The sequence below is a fragment of the Collinsella sp. LCP21S3_D3 genome (genome assembly GCF_052118305.1).
GTDB lineage: Bacteria > Actinomycetota > Coriobacteriia > Coriobacteriales > Coriobacteriaceae > Collinsella.
Genome location: NZ_JBQKHK010000007.1, coordinates 106,865 through 126,663, shown reverse-complemented (window position 1 = coordinate 126,663; position 19,799 = coordinate 106,865). Strand labels below are relative to the sequence as shown.

The following is a 19,799-nucleotide window of genomic DNA, read 5'->3' as shown; positions in this document are numbered from 1 at the left end:
GCCATGCCCTCATGCAGGAGGGCTAGCCGCTCAAAAAGCGTGCGCGCTTCCGATGCTCAGGCTGCTCAATTTCCGATGATCTTTTTGCTCAAATCCTCTTGACGAAACACAATCGTTGGAAAACGACGGCTTTCCATAATCCCAACGGAATACGCGAACGGGACATTGCAAGATACCGCATCTTCATTGCATTGGCCCATCCGCGATAAGCGCCCATGGCACAACACCCCCTGCCAATTGATCTTTGCTTGGATTGTCGCATCGAGCCAAATTGGACGCGCCAATCTCGCCACCCCAATCTATGAGAGCTGATTTCCGCATCCGTTCATACACGTGCGGATGAATGCGGAGGGCGCTCAAATGGAGTTGATCATCAAAAATTGTGGAGAAAGCGTCACATTCCATATAGTCGTCTATTCCGTTTAAATGCAAAAGACCCGATGCTTTCCACGCGCGCCAGCATCAATCCCCATAGCGACGGTAGCAGCTTTCTGGAAGATGCGTCGCCTAACACGCGGGACAAAAGTCGAGTCTGAAATCCCCTTTGGTGAGGGAAAGGCTATAGTTCGACCCAGTCAAAACAGCGATGCCCAACAAGGCCAGTCCGCAAGCGGCGATCAGCTGCTCCGGCGAAAGGTTGGGAATTATCTTTCTGAAATCGCGCATCGTCTCAGCCAAAACGTTAGTTGGCGAATACATGGGAGCGCCCGCCGTCCGTTCGACGTCATTCATGTTTAGTTCCTTCCTCTTTTTCAGCTACTTCAGCACTTATTTTCAGCCACGAGCGAAATTCTGTCTTCTCTGGCAACCTCAGATTACCTACAATTTTGTTGGTAATAATCCTGTTTATGAAGGGTTGCCATGTCTAGGACATTCTCAGAGGAAGAAATCTCCAAGCTAAAAGAATCCGGATTCGCAGTGAGCGGCACATCGAGGAGCAGAATCCTGTCCGTTCTCGACCTACTCGTTCGATTCACTGATGAGAAGACGGGCATATCCGCGTCGGAAATAGCGCGCATCATAGGCATTTGCTCCGAGAAGCCAACGTCGGAGAATGCCATTCTCAAGGACCTCCACCAGATAAGCGAAAGCATGCCAATGGGAATCCGCGTAGCGATACCAAGCCACGGTGAGAACATTGGGTTCAGAGCTATAAACAAGCCCTTGTCATCCGAGGAGGCAATCCTGATTTCCGACGTAGTGGGGACAAGCTCCTTCATCGGCGAGGCGCAGAAGGAAGCAATTTCCTCGAAGGTGCTCGTTTTCTCCTCCGACTACGACGTTGACGAAAGCATAGAAACCGTGTTTGTCGACCGCAAAGCCGGTAAAGACACTGATATGTTTTTTGGCGTCCTCCATGCCGTATCCCGAGCAATCCGGATGAACGAAAAGGTCGCCTTCAAGAAGCAGGTTCACCTGATGAGCGGACCCACCGTAAAAGTCGGGTTCTATGAGGAGGACCCGGTTGCGATCGTGTTCAGCTTCGGCCGTTACTATCTCGAGAGTATGCATCTCGATGAAAGCGGCTTTCCCATCCCCCACTTCCATCGACTAGACGACATCACAGACCTAGTTATCACAGGAAAACCGCTGTCTGACCAGAAAAAAGTCGAGGCGCTGAGAGCTCGGGTGATCACGGATACCCGCCAGAGAATCGACATGTTTGGCACAGGCGCCACCAGGATGTTGTTTCTCGAAGTCTCCGGAAGCCATGCCAAGTACGTTTACGAAAAGTTCGGCCACGATCTCAAGTTCTGCCATATCGACGAGAACAGCGATAATAATGTCATCGGCTACGTCTGCGTCAACGTGATACTATCACCCACTTTTTTCAGATGGCTATTCGGAATGAACGGCGCGGTGAGGCTGACGAAGCCGAAAGGGAAACGGTGGGTCGACAGCTTCCCGAATGCCATCGCTTCCGGCTTCGAATCCTATATCCAAGACTACAAATCAGCCTCAGAGGGCTATAAAGCTGCACTGGAAGCTGCTATTTTGCAATTGGGCCCGAAGAGCAATCAGAGAAGAGACAGGTCCGATTGGTTCGATTCAGAAATCAAGGGTACCCTTTTAATTAATTTGAACTGCGATACGGGGCAGAGATGAACGACAGTAGCCAGGTTATCTACAACGTTAAAAAGACCGCGACAAGGATAATCCAAGAGTATTTAAGGCTGTGGGTCGAAGAAAGGTGCCCCGATAACGAAGACTGGGTAAAGCAGGTCGAATCTATTTGCGATGAGGCGCGCCGCAAAGGTAATGAGAACCCTTGCCATAGACCAAGCTATGATGCAATAACCAGGCCACTCGACCGCTTTGGACTGGAGAAAATGAACATGGGCAGTTGGGACCTGACCGCACTGCGGACAATCGTCCTACATATTCACCCCTTGGGTATTTGGCTCTCTAAAGAGCAATACGAGCTCTTCATAAAAATCGTGGATGACAAGAATTACGATTCGCACGAATCGACGAATGAGCCCATGGAATACGTCAAACCGTGGTCATGCGAGGCCCTGGACCGAATGGAGCTTTTCGTGAAGAGCGCAAATGGCTCGCTGCAGGAAAGCCATTACAGGGAGTATTTCGAAGAGTCCACCAAAATGATCCGAGAAACGCGGGAAAGGAACAGGGAGGAATACGATGCGCGCTATGGACAAATAGCGGAGCTAAAACGACAAGCGGAAACCGAGGCGCATGACATAGCGACATCTCGCGACCCCCTGCATGCCTACGGCGTCGCATTTCCGAAATGGATCCGAAAACTCCCTAACGACTCCCGCGCGTCCTTCTACCTTTGGCGCTGCTTCAATGAGGCATTGGTGGCCGAGGGGTTTACGTTTGCGGCATCGAATCTTGCAGATACTTATTATTCTGGCGACGAGATCACGCCCGTCGACTACGAAAAGGCGGCCTACTACTTTGAAGTGCAAGGTATAGATAGCCTTGGGTGGGAGCAGAAGGTTCAGTATGCGGGATTGCATCTGCGGAACCTAATATCAAATGCTTCAGTTGAGAAAGCCGACAGTATCCTTTCCACAATGAAAGGTCCTTCGATGAGCCTGTGCCTGGCAAGGGCATTCTTTTATGGAAGGTGGATTCCAAAAGACTATGCAAAGGCTGCCACGCTTTACGAGGCTGCGCCCACCGAAAGAACGAGACCCGGCTCCAATTCGCTCATTATGACGCCGCAAGATTATGCAAACCTCGCAAGCATCTATTTAAACGAGCTCGCAAACGAACAATCACTCGGTAAAGGGAAAAAGATAATTGCCATGCTTGAGGCCACTCTTCCCGACGCCAGCTCCACGCTTCGTACCTATCAAAACGAGGATGGTTTCATCTTCTATCGAGTATCAACGCCCGACGACGAGCTGCGTAAGGTTAAGTGATAAACAGAATGTCAAAAGACCGACACTTGTGCATGCCTTTTGACATACACAAGTGTCAGCGAAGTGCATTTGTTTGGTAGGACGTTTTTCTCGCCGCCCGCTGAAAAGCCGACCACAATCCATCACCGTCCTATAATTCGTCTTCCCCTCTACGAGGCAAACGGCATATGCAAAACCTATTTCTTCATTTTCAGTTCTGCCTTCAATTTCCCAACAGCCGTTTCGACATAGTCGGGCACGTTAATGGTGTCCGCGGGCAACGTCCATGAGCATTTCTCTGGAAACTCCTTGTCCCTCACGAATTCATAGTCGGTAACATCTCCCGCCTTCGTGTACTCAATAAGACTCAAACGTAAGGAGTCGGGATTAGACATAGCTTTTCGCCAGCTCGCCAGTGGGACTTCAAATCGGCATTCATAATCACATTCTGCAATAGAATCCGATTTATCGTATTTAAAACCTGTCGTTTTTTGAGCCTGGGCGCACACATAGTTGTCACCATATCCCAAGAACGCACTCGGCAGAATCCAGGCGTCGTCCTCTTTCCTGCAGTCATGAGTGTCGACGCTAACGCGTACCGCCAATAACGTGGTACCGGCGATCTCGTTACCGCAAGTTACAGAAGCAAGAATCTTCGTCTTATTAATTGTCATCGCCCTTACTCCCCAAACCTATAGTCGTTGATATCCAACGTGGAGCAGTTCTCGCTTATTGCTCGGACTGTTTGCACGGGGATTCCGTCTTCGACATGAGCGGAGACGCTAAACGAAAGCTGTACGTCGGCACCGCCCAGCATGTTTAGTTGGCTCACCACTTCGTCCATGATGGTCTGGATGTTGCGATTGACACGAGTGTTGTCGAGCTTTGCCGTCATATGGAAGGATGTCTTTTGTCTCGCGGGCTGCACCACCACTGGCGTCGTGTCGACAACCGTGGTCCTGCCGTCCGTATCCGTTACGGTTTCGGTCGTCGTAGGGCCAAACGTAAACCCATGCCCACCGTTGCTGGAGCTCTGCGCGGCCTCCGCAGCCGCAGCGCGAGCAGCAGCCTCTTCCTCTTCAATCTGCTTTGTTGCCACAGTCGGCTTTACCAGCAGGTCGCTCTCGTTGATAAATGTCTTCTGCTCACCAAACGTCAGCTCCATATAGCGATCGTCCGAGAAGCCGGCGGCAAGGCCAAAGTACTCCTTTGAGCCCAGGCCCCTTTGAATCGCGTTCTCGAGCACGCCATAGCACGACAGCCTGGGAAGATAGCAATAAGAGCACAGGAACTCCCACAGACGCTTAATCTGGATGTGGTCCGCTTCCTTCCAGAGCACTCGATCGAGCTCCATCTTAAGCAGGGCGGGTGCCCAGGTCTTGATGGCCGCCTCATCGGAAACAAGCTTGCGCGCCATCTTGGCAACGATATTTTCGCCGCCGCCCTCAACGTGTTCTGCTTCCCAAACGATATCCATCGAGTCGCTGAAAAGGTCAACACGCGGATAAATAAGCCAGCTATAGGCCTCCTGGATCTTTATCTCGAGCGATTCGTCGGCACGTCTCACACTCTGGTCAGTCTCGCGCGTCTGTGCCACGTCAAGGTTCAGCGACTCGCGATCTTTCTTGATGGAATCCCAAGCAAGGTATTGTTTCGCCTCATTTAGGAGTTGTGCATAGTAAGATGCGTCCGCAGCGGCAAACACAACCATATTCTTATACGTACGCGGAGACGTACCGCGATTTGAGAGCATCTCCGATGCCAAGGTGAGTGCCGCGGAATCGGCCGTTTTCCCACGGTGATTGGCAGACGGCGTCAGTACCACCAGGCGCAGCGTCTGATCATCCGGAACGTCAAGCGAGCTTGCAGGGCATACATGAATGCCCGAGAAAGGATCGACCTTGCGCAGCCTCTTTAGGCGACTCTCAACTTCATAGAGCGCCTCAGAGTCCTTGACCTGCTGGGCGCGGTCATCGGCAACCTTGCGCAACGTGGGGCGCGTATCGTACCAAAAACGGTTTCCGTTGACGTCGCTATACAGGAAAGACGAAGATGTCTGCAGCGTGCCCAGGGCATCGTTGAACACGGAGATGTTCTCGCCAGGCTGAACCGTGCCCAAGCGAATATGCGCGCGCTCGATACCGCGGACGGATTGACCGCCCACGTCGGGAGCACTGCCGAGCATGATGGTACGTGCGACGCGACGCGAAGCCAAAAGATTGCCGTAACGAGTGTTGTTGCCGTCATTGCGATACGGAACGGACTGCTTGCCGTCGATCTCGGAATCAACGACTGCATTCCAGTTGTCATCAAGATAGCGCGTGAGTTCATCGCGCACGCCAGGCACATCAAGGGGGAACGACCCCGGCATAATCATCGGCGAAGGATCCTGGTTCATCCACAGCTCGTGGATAACCGACGCCATTAAGCGCAACACGCCACGGGTACGTTGAAACTTTTCGAGCGTTGCCCAGTCCTCGTAGAGACGGTCGAACACTTCAGGGTGAATCGGATAGCAAGAAACCATGCGATCGCGGTATTCAAGCTCGCGCGACTCCACCGGGAAGTCCGAAGTATTTTCGTTGTACATCTTGCTAAATGTCGCGCACACTTCATCGCGAGCGGCATCATCTTTGCAGTCAAGGAAAAGCCTGCGGCGCACAACCTCGAATCCTTCGTTTGCCGCCACGGGTTTCCAGATGGCTTCCATGCGCCCAAAAGTATGCTCAATTTGCTCCAGAGCTCGCTGGCCCGCTTCACCACCAATCTCGTTGTCGGACTCGGGGATAGAGGCTACGACCAGACTGCACTTCGAAGCGCGTACTGCCTCAGTGAGCTCCTGGATAAAGGTGATGAAGTTGTCGAAGCTGCCGGCGTTAAGTCCATCGACGCCATAAATCTTCTTGGCATAGGCAACGAGCTCGTCCATAAGGACAAGGCAGCAGCCGCAATCGTCGAATAATTCAGTCAGAGCAGCGGATCCCGGCGAGACGCCCTTCTTGTCGGCGTCTTTAACATAATTATAGAGCTCGGGCCTGCCAGCGGATTCTGCAAGCTGGTATGCCATATGGCCCCAAAGCGTGTTGACCATAATGCCAGGCATGGTAGCCGGGCGCATGGCTTTTGCCGGATTGATAGAGGTGCCCACGAGCACAGCAACATGCACCTCAGGGACTTCGGCAACGCCCGCCTCCTCGAGCACGGGCGCGAGGTTGGCAATCTGCCCCACACGGGAGCGGCTGCGCATCATATGGTAAAGTGCGAGCATGCTGTGCGTCTTGCCGCCGCCGAAGGCCGTCTTGAGCTGGATGACGGGCTCGCCGTCGAGGCCGCTCACGCGGCGCAGTGACTGCACGAGCAGGCCCTTCATGCCTTCGGTCACATACGTTCGATTGAAGAATTCGACCGGGTCGCGGTACTCCAACTCGCCCTTGCCGCGCGCCACCTGGGCAAGGTCGGCAGCAAACTCGGCATTCCTATAGCGCCCCTCAGCAACATCCATATGGGGTTCCATGACATCGCGCCAACTAGGCAGGCCACGAACGGCCTTGGTTTGCTCGAGTGATTTCCTACGAGGTGCCGGGGCATCCACACCAGCATCAACATTTGTTGTCACTGCTGTCGAGCCGTCGGCGCTGCCATAGCGAACCTCGCGAAGCATTGCGTTGAGTTGCGCCGTGGTATCCTGATCGATCTGCTCAGCCAAGCGACTCATGGTATCGAGCGCACGCCATGCATCGCTGTCGGAAATGCCACCCATACCGCGATGCGCGACCTTGTTTCGAACGCCCTTGAGCTCCATGACGTAGTTTTTGCAATCCTGAGGCAACCTAAGGCGAAACACATCGCGCCAGTTGATGTCAATGAGCAGCAAGCACAGGGCAATATCGAGCGAGTCGGCAAGAGTGGCATAGTCACCCGATACAGGCAGGTTGCGCTTTTGGTCGTCGTAGAGCTTGTTGAGCACACCGACTTGCCAAAAATCATTGCCGTATGCCTGGGTAAGCTCGCGCATCACATAAGGATCAAGGGCCTCGAGCAAAAGGTCAAAGCCCTTATTGAGAAGATCGCAGTTATTGCTGTTGTTCTCCATGGTTTATCTCCTTAGGGCCTAATCGAAGAGTGAGTCTTGCGCAGGTCGCTCGATGGCAAGCTGCGCCGCCTTCGACTGTATCTCGGGCCATGCCGTTACGAGCGAGTTGTACGCGAAGGCCTCCTGCTGCCAGTTGCGCTTGTCCGCAATGGTAAAGAGGCGATACGCAAGCGCCTTGGCACCATCCGCACGACCACCAAGTGTCTGGCTAACGATCTTGGCGCAAGCCGTAACACCGCCATCCTCGAGCGCACGCGTAAGCTGCTGGGTCGTAAGCCAAGTAGGAGCCTTAAAGTCAACGTGCTCCGATACCTCACCGCGGTCGAGTAAGTGCACGCTGCCCTTAACGGAAGCAAGAAGCCCCTGTGCCGCTAAACCTTCGATAGAGACGTTCTTGGCACGGGCGAGCACGTCGGCTTCACCAAATTTAATGGTGTCAAAAGCTTTCTGTGTATAGAGATCGACACAGAAACGACTCTCGCGATCGAGTTCGCCATCCTGGTCACTAAAGTACGTATCAACCTCTTGATTGATAAGCTGCAACGCCGCACGCACCGTCATGGGGCTACCGTCTGCCTCGAGCACCTGGCTGTAGCGCGAATACACACCAATACCAGGTCCAATAGCCGACTGTGCAAGGTCAACAGGCGCGATATTCGAAGAACGAAGCTTGTCGAGCGCGGGCGCCAGCTCACGCTTGAGCGCCATCACGAAGTCGCGACGAGTGCCCATAGGAGCATTCTCGGGGCGCTTGCGACAGACAAGAACGATGGAGGATGCGAGCGCGTTTGAACCAGATGCAATCGAACGGTTGGCCATCTCGGTGCGCATGGGCCATGTACCAGTTATCGAGAAGCCAGCGCGAATAATGGCGGAAAGCATCGTCTCCCAGCCAGTCGATGCCGTTGATTCAACATCATTCTTAGTCTCGGTCTCACTCTGTTTGAACGCGTAGTAAATTGTGACGGGCACGTCTTCGCGAGCGTACTTGTTCACCTGTTTGAAGGTGCTGAACATACCCTCCTCGAAGAACTCGCGCGCACCGTCCTTGCCGCGATCCTCGCGGTAGGGCGTGGCCACGAGTTCCTCGTGCTTGGGCACGAGCATGGTACTGAAGAGCTTGGGGTAAGTGCGCCTAAGCGATTGGCGCAGCCACACGTAGAAAAAGTCCGAGAGGTCCGCGTAGGCAATGTTGTCGTAGTAGGGAGGATCCGTCGACACGAGGATGCCACGCATGCCGTTGTCGCTTTGGGCGTCAAATTGTCGAGCGTGACCGTCAAAATGCGCAGCTGGGAACTCTTTAATCGCTTTTATAATCCACCCGATCATGCTATTAAACGATCCAGCTGAATCGCTTAGAATATTTGCCTCGGCATAATCCCAAGTCATAGGGATCGCTTGACGGCCAAATACGTTTCTGATCAGCTCGCGCGATGAGTGCCACGAGCAGATGGATGAGTGGTAGTCCGTCAGCTTGTCGACGACGAACGCCAGGTACACGCCGATGGCCTCGCCGTAGGCGCGAGCGCCGGTGCCGCCGTCCGCCAGGCCCACGCTGTCGTCGGCAAGACCGGCAGCGACGGCGTCCGCCTCCGCCTTTTTCTGCGCCTCACCGACGAGCGCCGAGAACGTCGTCAGCGCCGTCAGTTGTCGGTTGGTAAAGAGCTGAGAAAAAGTTGCGAGACCATAGTTGGGAGTCTTGAAGTCCCTGGGATTAGATGCGATATCCGCATCGGGATATTCGTCTGGCTTTGGGATGTCCGCTACGGATGCCTGTTCATCGTTTGGCGCGCAATAAACCCTCCCACGCTTACCCTCGGCAACAATCGCCATAAGTTTTTCGCCCATGCGGTGCGCGCGGCCTTCCGCCCTGACGTATTTAAAAACTATAGGTGTCCCGCAGTGCACGCAGGTCGCGCCACGACGGTTCACCGTACCGTCCTGCATCGCCTTACCAGGCGCGACCTCAAATCGCACCTCGCCGCCCTCGCAGACGAGCTCGACGTGCCACTCCTTGCCCTTCTTCTTGGAAAGGTCGAACGAGCGCATGAGAATCGTCTCGTGCCCGCAGGCGGGGTTGGGGCACTTGACGGTGCGCGCCCACAGCCACGCGATGACGGTAGCCTCGCCGCCACCCTGCTCAGCCGGCACCTTAACTTTGGGATACAGATGTCCGATGCGCCGGGCGGCCTCTTCCTTCATCCAAGTGCCGTAGTATTTGACGTCGGCTGCCAGGCCGTTATTTCCTGTCCACGAATCGATGTTCGCGCGCGAGCGCGATTCCGGGTTCACGGCCGTCTTCCCCGCGAACAACGGCGGAATCTCAATCATTGCCTTATTGATGGTAACGGCCACCGGGTTGAGGTCCTGCGCATAGGCCTTAAGACCCAGACGCTGGGCTTCCAGCGGAATGGCGCCTCCGCCTGCAAAGGGATCCAACAGGGGCGGCAAGTCGTCGCCCATCGACTTTTTAATCTCAGCCTTGGCGGCATTAAGCACACGATCGTTATTGGAGTTTTCCCACACCACGAGCTCGCGCAGGATGCCAAACAGGCGCTCGCGCTCGGCAGCCTGCTCCTCCACGGTGGGGAACTCCTCGGGATGTGCCGACGGGTCGTCCACTAGCGACGACCAGATAACTGCGCGCGCCGCGGCCAGCGGGCGACGGGCCCACCACAGATGCAGCGTCGAGGGATGCCCATGGCGGATGGACTTCTCGCGTGCAGACGCCGCATTGATATCGTCAAGCGGCAGAGCCACCTCGATGAGCTTCTTCTTTACTACCATGTCTGCTCCCTCTCTAGTATCACGTCGCCCGCTTCCTTGAGACGCGCGATGTCGTAGTTCGTGCTTGCCGCGGCATAATCCGGCGGACTTGTAAATGGATGTGCGATGTAAGAAGTTCGGGTCGTGTTTCCATCGACTTCGACCAGTGCGAGCACAAAGGCATCTGGCCTGTTGAGCGCACACATCACTTCGTTGTGCGAGACAGTGACCGTAGTGGCGCCCGCGGTGCGACCCTTGACCTCGATCATTCGCAGCGCCGGCCCCTTGGCATGAAGCTCATCGGGCACCACGGATTCGATGTCGTAGCCGCAGTTATCCGCGCTTCGATCCCGCGGCGTAAATCCCAGCTCCCGCTCGATAGCCATGACGGCACGCATGCCGGCAAGCTCTACCTCGCGCCTGCCTGCCGCACTGGATTCGGTGGTGGCATGCGAGTCGTGGGGTAGCATGCCAACTGGAATCACAAGCGCGCCGCCCAGCACCCTCGGAGTCGCGGGAGTGATGGTCTTTTCGCGCTGCAGCTCCGCCAAGCGCATTTGTCTACGGTCGCGCAGATCGTCGGCGCGACGACGAGCATTCAGAGAGCTCAGGCGTGTCTTCTTGCCTTGCTTTTCTTTCTCCTCCAGCTCCCACGCGCGACCATCCCAATAATTGGCCTCGTCGGTAAGACGCGCGTCAACGGCTCGCTCGATCTTCTCGATCTGCGGAATACGGCGATTGCGCACCTCTTTGAGGCTCACAGGGAGGATCTCGCGAATGGCGAAATCCATGGCAAGCGCATCAATGTCGCCGGTAAGCCACTCCTGCTCAGAAGCGATAGTGTGCGCGGCAGATGCCTCGGACGGACGAGGACCGCGATAGTCCAAATAGGGCGCATAGCCCGCATCACGAGCTTCGCCCGCAGCGTCAACCTCAACGAACCTAAACTCTTTGGATACCGTACGTTTGGTGCCGTCGGCCAGCGTCGTGCCGTCCTGAACGGAGTTTTCGATATAGAGCAAGAGTCTCGGCTTGTCTCCAAAATCTCTATCGTCCACGAGCACACAGCCCCGCTTAAGCGCCGAACCCATTTGGCCAATCAGCACCTTCACCGTTGCATCCAAAAGCGGTTCACCGGGGCATACCAACTCCGCGGGAACGAGTCCAGGGCCCTCTTTAGATTCTTTGTCAAAGCAAATACGCTCATAGGAGGCAAGCACGTGGCCGCATTCGCCGCCCATGCTCATCGAGCGAACCGAGAACGGCACCTCGAGCACCTCGAACCTGCCAGGCTCCCGCGGCACCACGCGTCCCCCCAGGCGCTTCATTGCCGCCATGAAAAACGCCTGGATAAAGTGCGGCTCGAGCTTGCGCGCCTCCATGCGTTCCATGTCCTCGCGAATAGCGCTTACGCCTCGAGCGTCCATGACGTCATCGGTAAGCGCATACTCCTTGAGGAGCCGTTTAATGGAGCTCGTGTCGAGAGAAGCATCGACCACCTGGTTGAGCCGCGCCCGTACCTCGGGGTCATCGCCATAGCGAATCGCATCGAGGAGCAAGTCACGGAGCGTCTTGCCTTCAAAGGTAACTCTGCCCAAGATGTCGAAAACCTTGCCGCCCAGCGCGGCACGTTCCACCTCGAGCTTGCTGAACAGACGTTGGAATACTTCTCCCTCGCGCGTCTGCGTGGAGACAAGGTTCCACAGATGACATACTTCGGTTTGACCGATGCGGTGAATACGACCGAAGCGCTGCTCGAGTCGATTGGGATTCCACGGCAGGTCGTAGTTGATCATAAGGTGTGCACGCTGCAGGTTAATGCCCTCGCCGGCGGCATCCGTAGCGACAAGGATGCGCGAGTTCGCATCCTGCTTAAACATTTCCTCGGCACGATGGCGCTCGTCGCGCGTCATACCGCCCTTAATGGTGAGCACAGCAGTACGGTCACCCAGGAGGGAGCCAATCTTCTCTGCGAGATAGTTCAGCGTGTCCTTGTGCTCGGTAAAGATGATGAGTTTCTCACGTCGACCGTCCATGCCAAACATATTGGAATCGTCTTGCAGCAGTCGCGAAAGCTCCTCCCACTTACGGTCCTCGCCACTAATGCGAACATCGTTTGCCTTGCGCTCAAGCGTGCGTAAAATCGCGATCTCGGCATCGAGCTCAGCCGCAGTCGCCGCCGCAGAAGCGGTGTCTACGACGTCATCTTCCATTTGTTCGTACTCTTCGGAGTCGTAATCGTCCTCGTCAAAATCTCTGGCATCGATGCCCCATTTATCTGTATAGGCGACCTTGCCGCTCGCAACGCTTTTTGCCTCGGCGAGCTTGGACTCAAGCCGTATGCGACGACGCCGAAGCGACTGGTAGATGGCCTCGGGACTCGACGCAAGACGACGCTGCAAGATAGTCAAAGCAAAGCCGACGCTGTTCTTATGCTTGCCACCCAAGCGCTCTGCACGGTTAAACTCCTCGGTGACGTAATGAGTCACCGAGTCATAGAGCTCCTGCTCGGCAGGAGATAGGTCGTACTCGACTGTGTAGGCGCAGCGTTCGGGGAATAGTGGACGTCCATCGAACTTGAGCAGCTCCTCTTTCACGAGGCGACGCATGACATCGGAAACATCGCAGTCAAGCGAAGCGGCGGGCGGAAGGCCCTGAGCCTGGCCGGCAGTGGAGCGCGCCGCAGGATTCTTAACGCGGTTGCCTCCCGCAAACCGGTCCTTGTCCACGAGCGCCATAAAGTAGCGAAAGTCAGCCGGCTTACCGTTATGAGGCGTAGCCGTCAGAAGCAACAAGTTTTCGGTTGTGTCACCCAAGAGCTGACCGAGCTTATAGCGTTTGGTCGGTTTAAACTCGCCGCCAAAGTTTGTCGCGCTCATCTTGTGGGCCTCGTCGCACACCACAAGATCCCACGAAGTTGCCCTTAACTTCTTTTGGATCTCGTCGTTGCGAGCCAGCTTATCTAGGCGGCCGATACAAAAATCGACCTCATCGAAGGGATTCCCGGTAGCAGAAGACTCCAGCACATCGTTTGTAAGCAAGCGGAATTTGAGCCCAAACTTTTGCCATAGCTCGTCTTGCCACTGTTCCACAAGATTACCGGGAGCCACGATAAGGCAACGCCTAAGATCGCCGCGAGCAATCATTTCTTTTATTAGGAGACCCGTCATGATGGTCTTGCCTGCACCGGGGTCGTCCGCCAGCACATAACGCAGCGGCAAGCGCGGCAGCATTTCCTTGTAGACGGCCGAAATCTGGTGCGGCAGCGGCTCGATAGACGACGTACGAATAGCCAGATAGGGATCGAACAGATGAGCCAAACCTATGCGATATGCCTCGGACACAAGTCGCAGGTCATCGGGGTCGGCATCGAACGCCCAGGCGCTGGACTTTTCGATGATGTATTTATCCTCGTCTGTATCGAAGAGAGGTCGGTCACCCAGTGCGCCCTGGTCCGTCTTGTAGATTACGTTTAAGACGGAATCGCCATGCCATTCGACAGCCTTAATGGTCACGGGCGAATCCCCCGCGATACCGCGAACGCGCGTACCGGGCGTTATCTCTGCTAGTTTTGCCATCACGCGCCCCGCTTTACGAGAAGCGAAAATGCGTGTCGCAAAATAACGCTAGGATTGTCTATCGAAGGAAGACACTCGCTGGCGAGCACCCACCCCCGAAGAGTTTTCGTCTGAATGGACACGAAAAATCTCCTGGGTTTTATTGATACCGGGGTGAACGATAAATCACCCTTGTTACAGCTTTATCTATTGTCTTTCAATCAGCTTGCCGTGTCATGGGGTTTTCTGCAAAAGGAATCGTTTTTACCTCGCGCGGTTTGTTGCTCAACAATGCTGCGAATAGCGTGAATGCCTTATGATTTGCCTCCATGCCGTTCGCGCATGTAAGCACGCTTGCCCGCATAAAGTAACGCCCATAAAAACAAGATGAGCCCCGATGACTTGCATCAGAGATCATTCCCGGGGCCATTGACTTATTGCTTATCCACATACGGCAGATTTGTCACATGAGCGTTCGCAGGAAAGCCCTTAAGGTCGATGTGCCTCGACCGTCAATCGGCCTCGTGCTACCGCTAATCCATCCCGTCCCAGCAGGTCACGCAACGGTGAGATAATGCCCGCGACTATTAACGTAAGCAAGGAGCACGCTATGGCAGACAACGAGATCAAATCCTCGACGGACGGCGATCGAGAGGAACTCGTGGCAAAACAGCTCGCATCCACCAAAATCCACCTCTCGCTCACTCAGGAGCGGGCGGACGTCTCCGGCGCCATCAAGCTCCCGCTCGAACGAGTCCCCCAGCTCGGCATAGCGCTCGCCTCACTTCCCTCGACATTCCGCACCGTCACCAATACGGTGAGTGTGCCTATGCTGCTCCGGCCAACCGACAAGTTTGGCAATCCGCTTGACCCATCGATACTCCAATCGTTCAAGGACGGCAGCGGCCTCATGGGGTCCTACCGCGATGCGGCCAAGGGTTTCGGGCAGGCGCGCCTCCACGTAGTCGAGGGCGACATCGCCACAAGCGTCACGCAGGTGCCTTACGATCCAACGTCGTTGTTCATGGCAGCCGCAATCGCGCAGATAAACCAAAAGCTCGACTCCATCCAGGAGTCCGTTGACGAAATGTTCGAGTATATGCGCCAGCGTGACAAGGCCAACATGCGCGGCGATCTCAAGACGCTCGCAGATATCCTCAACGGTTACAGCTTCAACTGCGGCGACGCCACCTACATGGCCAACGCCCATATGAAGGTGCTCGACATCGAGCACGCGTCCACGCGTGACATGGAACTCTTCCGCTCGCAGGCGCAGGCGGACCTGAAAAAGAAAGGGTTCATCGAGGTGCGAGACGACGTGAAAAGGCGCCTCGACAAGGTTCTCGACTATCTCAAGGACTACCAGCTCGCCACCTATATCCACGCGTTCTCGCTGTTCCTCGAGCCCATGCTCACCCAGAACTTCAAACCTGCAAAGCTCGCAGACGCTGCCGCAAAAATCGAAGCGGACTCGCTTGCGTACCGCGAGCTCTACACCGAGTGTTACGACGTACTCGAGGCGAGCGCTGCCGACACTATCGACGTGGCACTTCTGGGCGGCATCGCCTCCGCGGGCAAGATGCTCGGTCGCGCCATCGCGGCGACGCCCATCGGCGAGTTCACGCCCATAGACGAGGCGCTTGAGGGTGCAGGAGAGGACATCGGCAGGTTCAACGACGAGCAATCCGAGAAACTCATCGAGAAGCTCCACCAGGCAAAGACGCCCGACGTCGCGCCGTTCAGGCAGAGCATAATGGAGATCGACACCCTCTACAACCGCCCCACGCAAATCGCTGTGGATGCCGAGAACGTCTACATCCTGCCTGCCAAGCAGCAGGAAGAGTAGCGATACACGACAGGCACGCGCCACGCAGACAGCTAGCGCCCCCTACCTCCCCTCCGCCTTCAGCTTCAGCAGCAGGTCGCCCAGCTCGGGGCACTTGCTGGAAAGGCGCGTCTCGGCTCGCTCGCCCATCCCCCACCGCTGGCGGACTTCCTGGGCGCGCGGGCTCACGTGGTAGTCCCCGTCCATCACCTGCTTGAGCAGCTTGGCGGTCACGCGCGCATCGGCAAGGGCGCTGTGGGCGTGACCCGTCGACTCGTCGAACTCGATGCCGAACCACGTTGCCGCGTCGCCCAACGAAACGCGCCCATGGCTGCCCACATCCATGATCGAAGTATAAAACGCCTGCAGGTCGGCCCAGTCCGTAGGAAATGCGGAAAGATCGATGCGCTTTGCCTGGCACTCGGTTAAAAGCTGTCGACGGTCCGTCCCGCTCCAGCAAACCACCTGGGCGGAGTAGCGACCGATCCAATCGCTGAGCCTTTTGATCACCACATAGAGCGGATCGGCCATCGCGGTGTCCACGGCCGATATCCCTGTGAGCTCGCGAACGGGATACGCAACGCCTTCGGTAAATTCCGTCTGCACAAACTGCGAGAACTCGCCCATAACGTTGCCGTGGTAATCGAGCTTAACGGCGCCGACCTCGATAATCTCGTTGCGCAGTCCACGGCGCTGGCGCTGCTTTGGCACCGGCGCAAACTCAAAGTCCAGCACGATCTGTCGCGCAAAGTTCGTCGTATCGATAGCCGAGATACCCGGCGTCTTTTCAGCTGACACGGTTAGGGCCTTTCTCCGTTGCCTGCCGCTTGCTACATAGGCGGCTACATTGCCGTAAGGATAGGCGCCCGCGCGGACATGAAATCGCCCAGCACGGCCACCCGGCCCCTTGCGTAAAGCCGCGCTTTGAGATGGCCACGTCGCCGTTATGAGCGAACATATATTCGTATTTATGACTGCAGTTTGATAGACTGGTTATTGTTGACGGCAGTCCCATGTGCCGGGCAGCGCCCTCCATGCGATGGGAGGTGATGCCCATGACCGATCTGATTGATTTCGTGAAGCTCCTGACCTCTTTGGTCTCGCTCCTCACGGCGCTTATCGGACTTACCGAGGCACTTAAGCAGTGTTCGAAGCACAAAAAGAGGGGTCGACGCCGTTAAGGCATTGACCCCTTGATCAAAGCAACGGCGCTGCCCAGCTATCACCCTTGGGCTGCCGTCGACTTTATTCTACCCACGGTTGCCAGGTTTAACAAATGAATTTTCAGTAATGGAGCCTCGGAGCCCGCTCCTGCGTTCGCTCAACTCGTCGCTCTACTCCAGCCACCACTCAACATCCACGGAGCACTCAACCGAAAATGCTAAAGACCACGCGATCGGGCAAAGCCCCGTCCCCAACAACACAGGACGGACCCTCAGCTTCCTTTACGTTATAGCTAGCTATATTATGTCTTCCTATAATATAGCTAGCTATAACGTAATTCGACAATCGCGCACGCAGAAGGGGCGGCACGCCACCGCACGTGAACCGTTCCGGAAGCTCCTGACCGCTCTGGTCTCGCTCCTCACGGCGCTCATCGGACTTTCCGAGGCACTCAAGCAGTGCTCGAAGCATAAAAAGAGGGGTCGACGCGGTTAAGGCATCGACCCCCTAATCTAAGCAACGGCGCTGCCCAGCTCTTCACCACTTGGGCTGCCGTCAGCCTTATTTTACCCACGGGGCAAACCCTTTGAAGTGCGGCTTGGCGCCGCATGACGTCGGCGGACGAGGCGATGCGTCCGCCGACGAATAGCACCGAATTGGTTACTTCTTGCTCTCGGGCAAGACCAGATCCACGGCAGCATCCTTGGCGGCATCGATGTGCTGAGCCACGACCGGCGTCTGCGGAAGGATCAGGTTGAGCACGATGGCCATGATGGCGGTGGGGGTTACGGCATTGGAGCCGATGACGGTGGACACCCAGGTGGGCATACCCTCGCCGGCAAGGCAACCGCTGGCCATCCAGATACCCAGGCCAAAGACGACGGAGGTGCCGACGATGGTGGTGGTGCGCTGCGTAAGGCCCTCGCGGGTGAACATGCGCACGCCGTTCATGGTGATGGTGCCAAAGACGCCGACGGTCGCGCCGCCGATGACGGGCTGCGGGATAGCGGAAAGGACGGCAGAGAGCTGCGGGAACAGGCCGGCGATGGCAAAGACGGACGCGATGATCACAAAGACCCACTTGTTGACGACCTTGTTGGAGCAGATGATGCCCACGTTCTGGCCAAGGGCGCTGGTGGGAAGACCGCCCAGCAGGCCGCCGCCGATGCGGCGGAAGGGAGCGAAGGCCTGAAGGGCCGTGTCGATTGCCGAAAGAATGAGCGCCACCTGAATGATGTCGGTGCTCTTTCTCATTCTCAATAATAATTTTTTGTTATCTGACTATTTTTCAGCTGAGACAACGCATTTCCGCAGGTCAGGAAAGTGTCTGGTCAAAATAACATCTAACTTTTCTTTTGGTCGACCGCTTACCGCCAAAATCCTACCGTTCGTCTGTATTACGCAATGTACCTGCGAATATACGAGTCAATAGACACCGTGTTACCATGAGAAAAAATTGTTATGAAACTTCCGATTTCATCCAAAGGAGTTGCCCGTGAACGAGACTGTACGTCGCTTTTTGCCGATGGTCGATTTCCTGGAGCAGATACTCGGCAAAAACAGCGAAATCGTGCTGCACGATTTCTCGGATCCCGACCACGCCATCGTCGATATCCGCAACGGCATCGTGAGCGGCCGCAAGGTCGGCGGTCCCGCCACCGATCTGGCACTCAAGATCATGCACGATCCCAAATATCGCGACCTGCCATTTATTACGGGCTACGAGGGGCGCGGTGCCGGTGGCAAGACGTTGGAATCCGCAACGTACTTTATTCGCGAGGATAACGAGATCGTCGGCATGCTCTGCGTCAACACCGATCTTTCCACGGTACGCTCCATCAACGCCATGGCTCAGCAGCTCATGGCCTGCTTCGACGCTGTGCCAAGGCAGGCGGAGCCCGCGTCTATCGAGGTCGAAATTCTTTCGGAGTCTACACAGGAGCTCATCGACCACAGCATTTCCGAATTGCTCGAAAGCCGCGGCCAGGATGTCGCCTCGCTTGGGCAGGCCGATCGCGTGGACGTTATTCGCCACCTTAACGGCAACGGCGTATTTATGCTCAAGGGCGCTGTTGCCTGCGCTGCCACCTCGCTGGGCATCTCGGAGCCCAGCGTCTACCGCTACCTGCAAAAAGTTCGCAAGGAGGGCTAACGAGCAAAATGGAGCGCGGGCAGTCTTTTTGGGACGGGGCTATTTTAGCTACCCTCCCTCTGCCCACGATTTCGATGAGCCGCAAGTAAAATCAATCCTGCATATAGGGGTAGCTAAAATGGCCCCGTCCCAAAAAGACTGCCCTTGGTGGCTCCGCAAGCGATCCGTCACGTGACAAAAGAACCCTGCAGCTCACACGCGCTGCAGGGTCTTTTTGCATGTCATGTTTAGTTGTTGCCAACGCCTTAGAGAGCGGCGACGACCTCGATCTCGACCAGACCGCCAGCCGGAAGAGCGGCAACCTGGAAAGCGCTGCGCGCGGGGAACGGGGCCTCAAACTTGGAGGCATAAATCTCGTTCACGGCGGCAAAGTCGGCGATGTCAGCCAGGTAGACCGTGGTCTTGACGACATCGGCAAACGTAGCGCCGGCAGCGGTCAGCAGGGCTTCGACGTTGGCGAGGGACTGCTTGGCCTGGGCCTCGATGCCCTCGGGCGTCTTGCCGGTCGCGGGATCGATGCCCAGCTGGCCGGACAGGAACACCATGTTGCCGGACTGGATACCGGGAGAATACGGGCCGATGGCTGCGGGCGCGTTATCGGAAGACACGACGGTCTTGCTCATGTTTTTCTCCTTACGATCAAATAGAGAGCGTGAGCGCGGCGTTCGCACCGGGAGGCACAGTTCGGTCTGAACACCGCGCTTGATTGGGATAGTAGGGGATGATTACGCCCGCTGCAAGATAATTATCAGAATGCGAGAATATTTTATCGCCCAACGGTTTCCCCGAACCGCTGAACGGTTCTCCACGGGGTCAGCCAGCCCAGGCTACTGAAGACTTTGTCCTGCTTAGGCTGCGGGCATCGCCCATC

Annotated in this window: 13 protein-coding genes; 5 read left to right on the top strand and 8 right to left on the bottom strand. The window is 56.0% G+C overall.

The annotated features are described in order from the left end of the window. Positions 1-507: 507 nt before the first annotated feature. Positions 508-732, bottom strand: a complete 225-nt coding sequence (locus ACTQ1S_RS05080) for a hypothetical protein (protein ID WP_441547218.1) — start codon at positions 730-732, stop codon at positions 508-510. Positions 733-861: 129 nt separating this feature from the next. Between ACTQ1S_RS05080 and ACTQ1S_RS05075 the strand changes: the two genes are divergently transcribed. Next, positions 862-2,106: a helix-turn-helix transcriptional regulator gene (locus tag ACTQ1S_RS05075; protein ID WP_441547217.1), complete on the top strand. Its 1,245-nt coding sequence runs from the start codon at positions 862-864 to the stop codon at positions 2,104-2,106. Next, a complete protein-coding gene (locus ACTQ1S_RS05070) occupies positions 2,103-3,392 on the top strand; it encodes a hypothetical protein (RefSeq protein ID WP_441547216.1) in 1,290 nt (429 codons plus the stop codon). Before ACTQ1S_RS05075 ends, ACTQ1S_RS05070 begins: the two co-directional genes overlap by 4 nt. Positions 3,393-3,568: 176 nt before the next feature. Here ACTQ1S_RS05070 and ACTQ1S_RS05065 read toward each other — a convergent pair whose 3' ends face one another. Genes ACTQ1S_RS05065 through ACTQ1S_RS05050 form a run of 4 tightly spaced genes read right to left on the bottom strand, consistent with a single transcriptional unit; the run spans position 3,569 to position 13,808 of the window. Continuing rightward, positions 3,569-4,045: a hypothetical protein gene (locus tag ACTQ1S_RS05065; protein WP_441547215.1), complete on the bottom strand. Its 477-nt coding sequence runs from the start codon at positions 4,043-4,045 to the stop codon at positions 3,569-3,571. Positions 4,046-4,050: 5 nt separating this feature from the next. Next, positions 4,051-7,464 carry a DUF499 domain-containing protein gene (locus ACTQ1S_RS05060; RefSeq protein ID WP_441547214.1) on the bottom strand — a complete coding sequence of 1,138 codons (3,414 nt, stop codon included), beginning with the start codon at positions 7,462-7,464 and terminating at the stop codon, positions 4,051-4,053. Between the two features lie 18 nt (positions 7,465-7,482). Continuing rightward, complete coding sequence (locus ACTQ1S_RS05055; protein ID WP_441547213.1) at positions 7,483-10,251, bottom strand: DUF1156 domain-containing protein; 2,769 nt, start codon at positions 10,249-10,251, stop codon at positions 7,483-7,485. Then, complete coding sequence (locus ACTQ1S_RS05050) at positions 10,245-13,808, bottom strand: helicase-related protein (protein ID WP_441547212.1); 3,564 nt, start codon at positions 13,806-13,808, stop codon at positions 10,245-10,247. The genes ACTQ1S_RS05055 and ACTQ1S_RS05050 overlap by 7 nt, the downstream gene beginning before the upstream one ends. A gap of 589 nt (positions 13,809-14,397) precedes the next feature. Here ACTQ1S_RS05050 and ACTQ1S_RS05045 point away from each other — a divergent pair. After that, positions 14,398-15,633 (top strand): hypothetical protein, encoded by a 1,236-nt coding sequence (locus ACTQ1S_RS05045; protein ID WP_441547211.1) that lies wholly within the window; start codon positions 14,398-14,400, stop codon positions 15,631-15,633. A 42-nt stretch (positions 15,634-15,675) separates the two neighbouring features. Here ACTQ1S_RS05045 and ACTQ1S_RS05040 read toward each other — a convergent pair whose 3' ends face one another. Continuing rightward, a complete protein-coding gene (locus ACTQ1S_RS05040) occupies positions 15,676-16,410 on the bottom strand; it encodes an exonuclease domain-containing protein (RefSeq protein ID WP_441547210.1) in 735 nt (244 codons plus the stop codon). A 257-nt stretch (positions 16,411-16,667) separates the two neighbouring features. On the opposite strand from ACTQ1S_RS05040, the gene ACTQ1S_RS05035 reads away from it, so the two are divergent. Then, positions 16,668-16,793, top strand: a complete 126-nt coding sequence (locus ACTQ1S_RS05035) for a hypothetical protein (RefSeq protein WP_427796015.1) — start codon at positions 16,668-16,670, stop codon at positions 16,791-16,793. Between the two features lie 643 nt (positions 16,794-17,436). Here the strand turns inward: ACTQ1S_RS05035 and ACTQ1S_RS05030 are convergent. Then, the gene (locus tag ACTQ1S_RS05030; protein WP_229770606.1) at positions 17,437-18,030 is read right to left on the bottom strand and encodes a solute carrier family 23 protein; all 594 of its coding nucleotides are present in this window, start codon (positions 18,028-18,030) and stop codon (positions 17,437-17,439) included. Positions 18,031-18,271: 241 nt separating this feature from the next. On the opposite strand from ACTQ1S_RS05030, the gene ACTQ1S_RS05025 reads away from it, so the two are divergent. Continuing rightward, a complete protein-coding gene (locus ACTQ1S_RS05025; protein WP_441547209.1) occupies positions 18,272-18,928 on the top strand; it encodes a helix-turn-helix transcriptional regulator in 657 nt (218 codons plus the stop codon). A gap of 245 nt (positions 18,929-19,173) precedes the next feature. Here ACTQ1S_RS05025 and ACTQ1S_RS05020 read toward each other — a convergent pair whose 3' ends face one another. Further along, positions 19,174-19,551, bottom strand: a complete 378-nt coding sequence (locus tag ACTQ1S_RS05020; protein WP_441547208.1) for a Rid family detoxifying hydrolase — start codon at positions 19,549-19,551, stop codon at positions 19,174-19,176. Positions 19,552-19,799 lie beyond the last annotated feature (248 nt).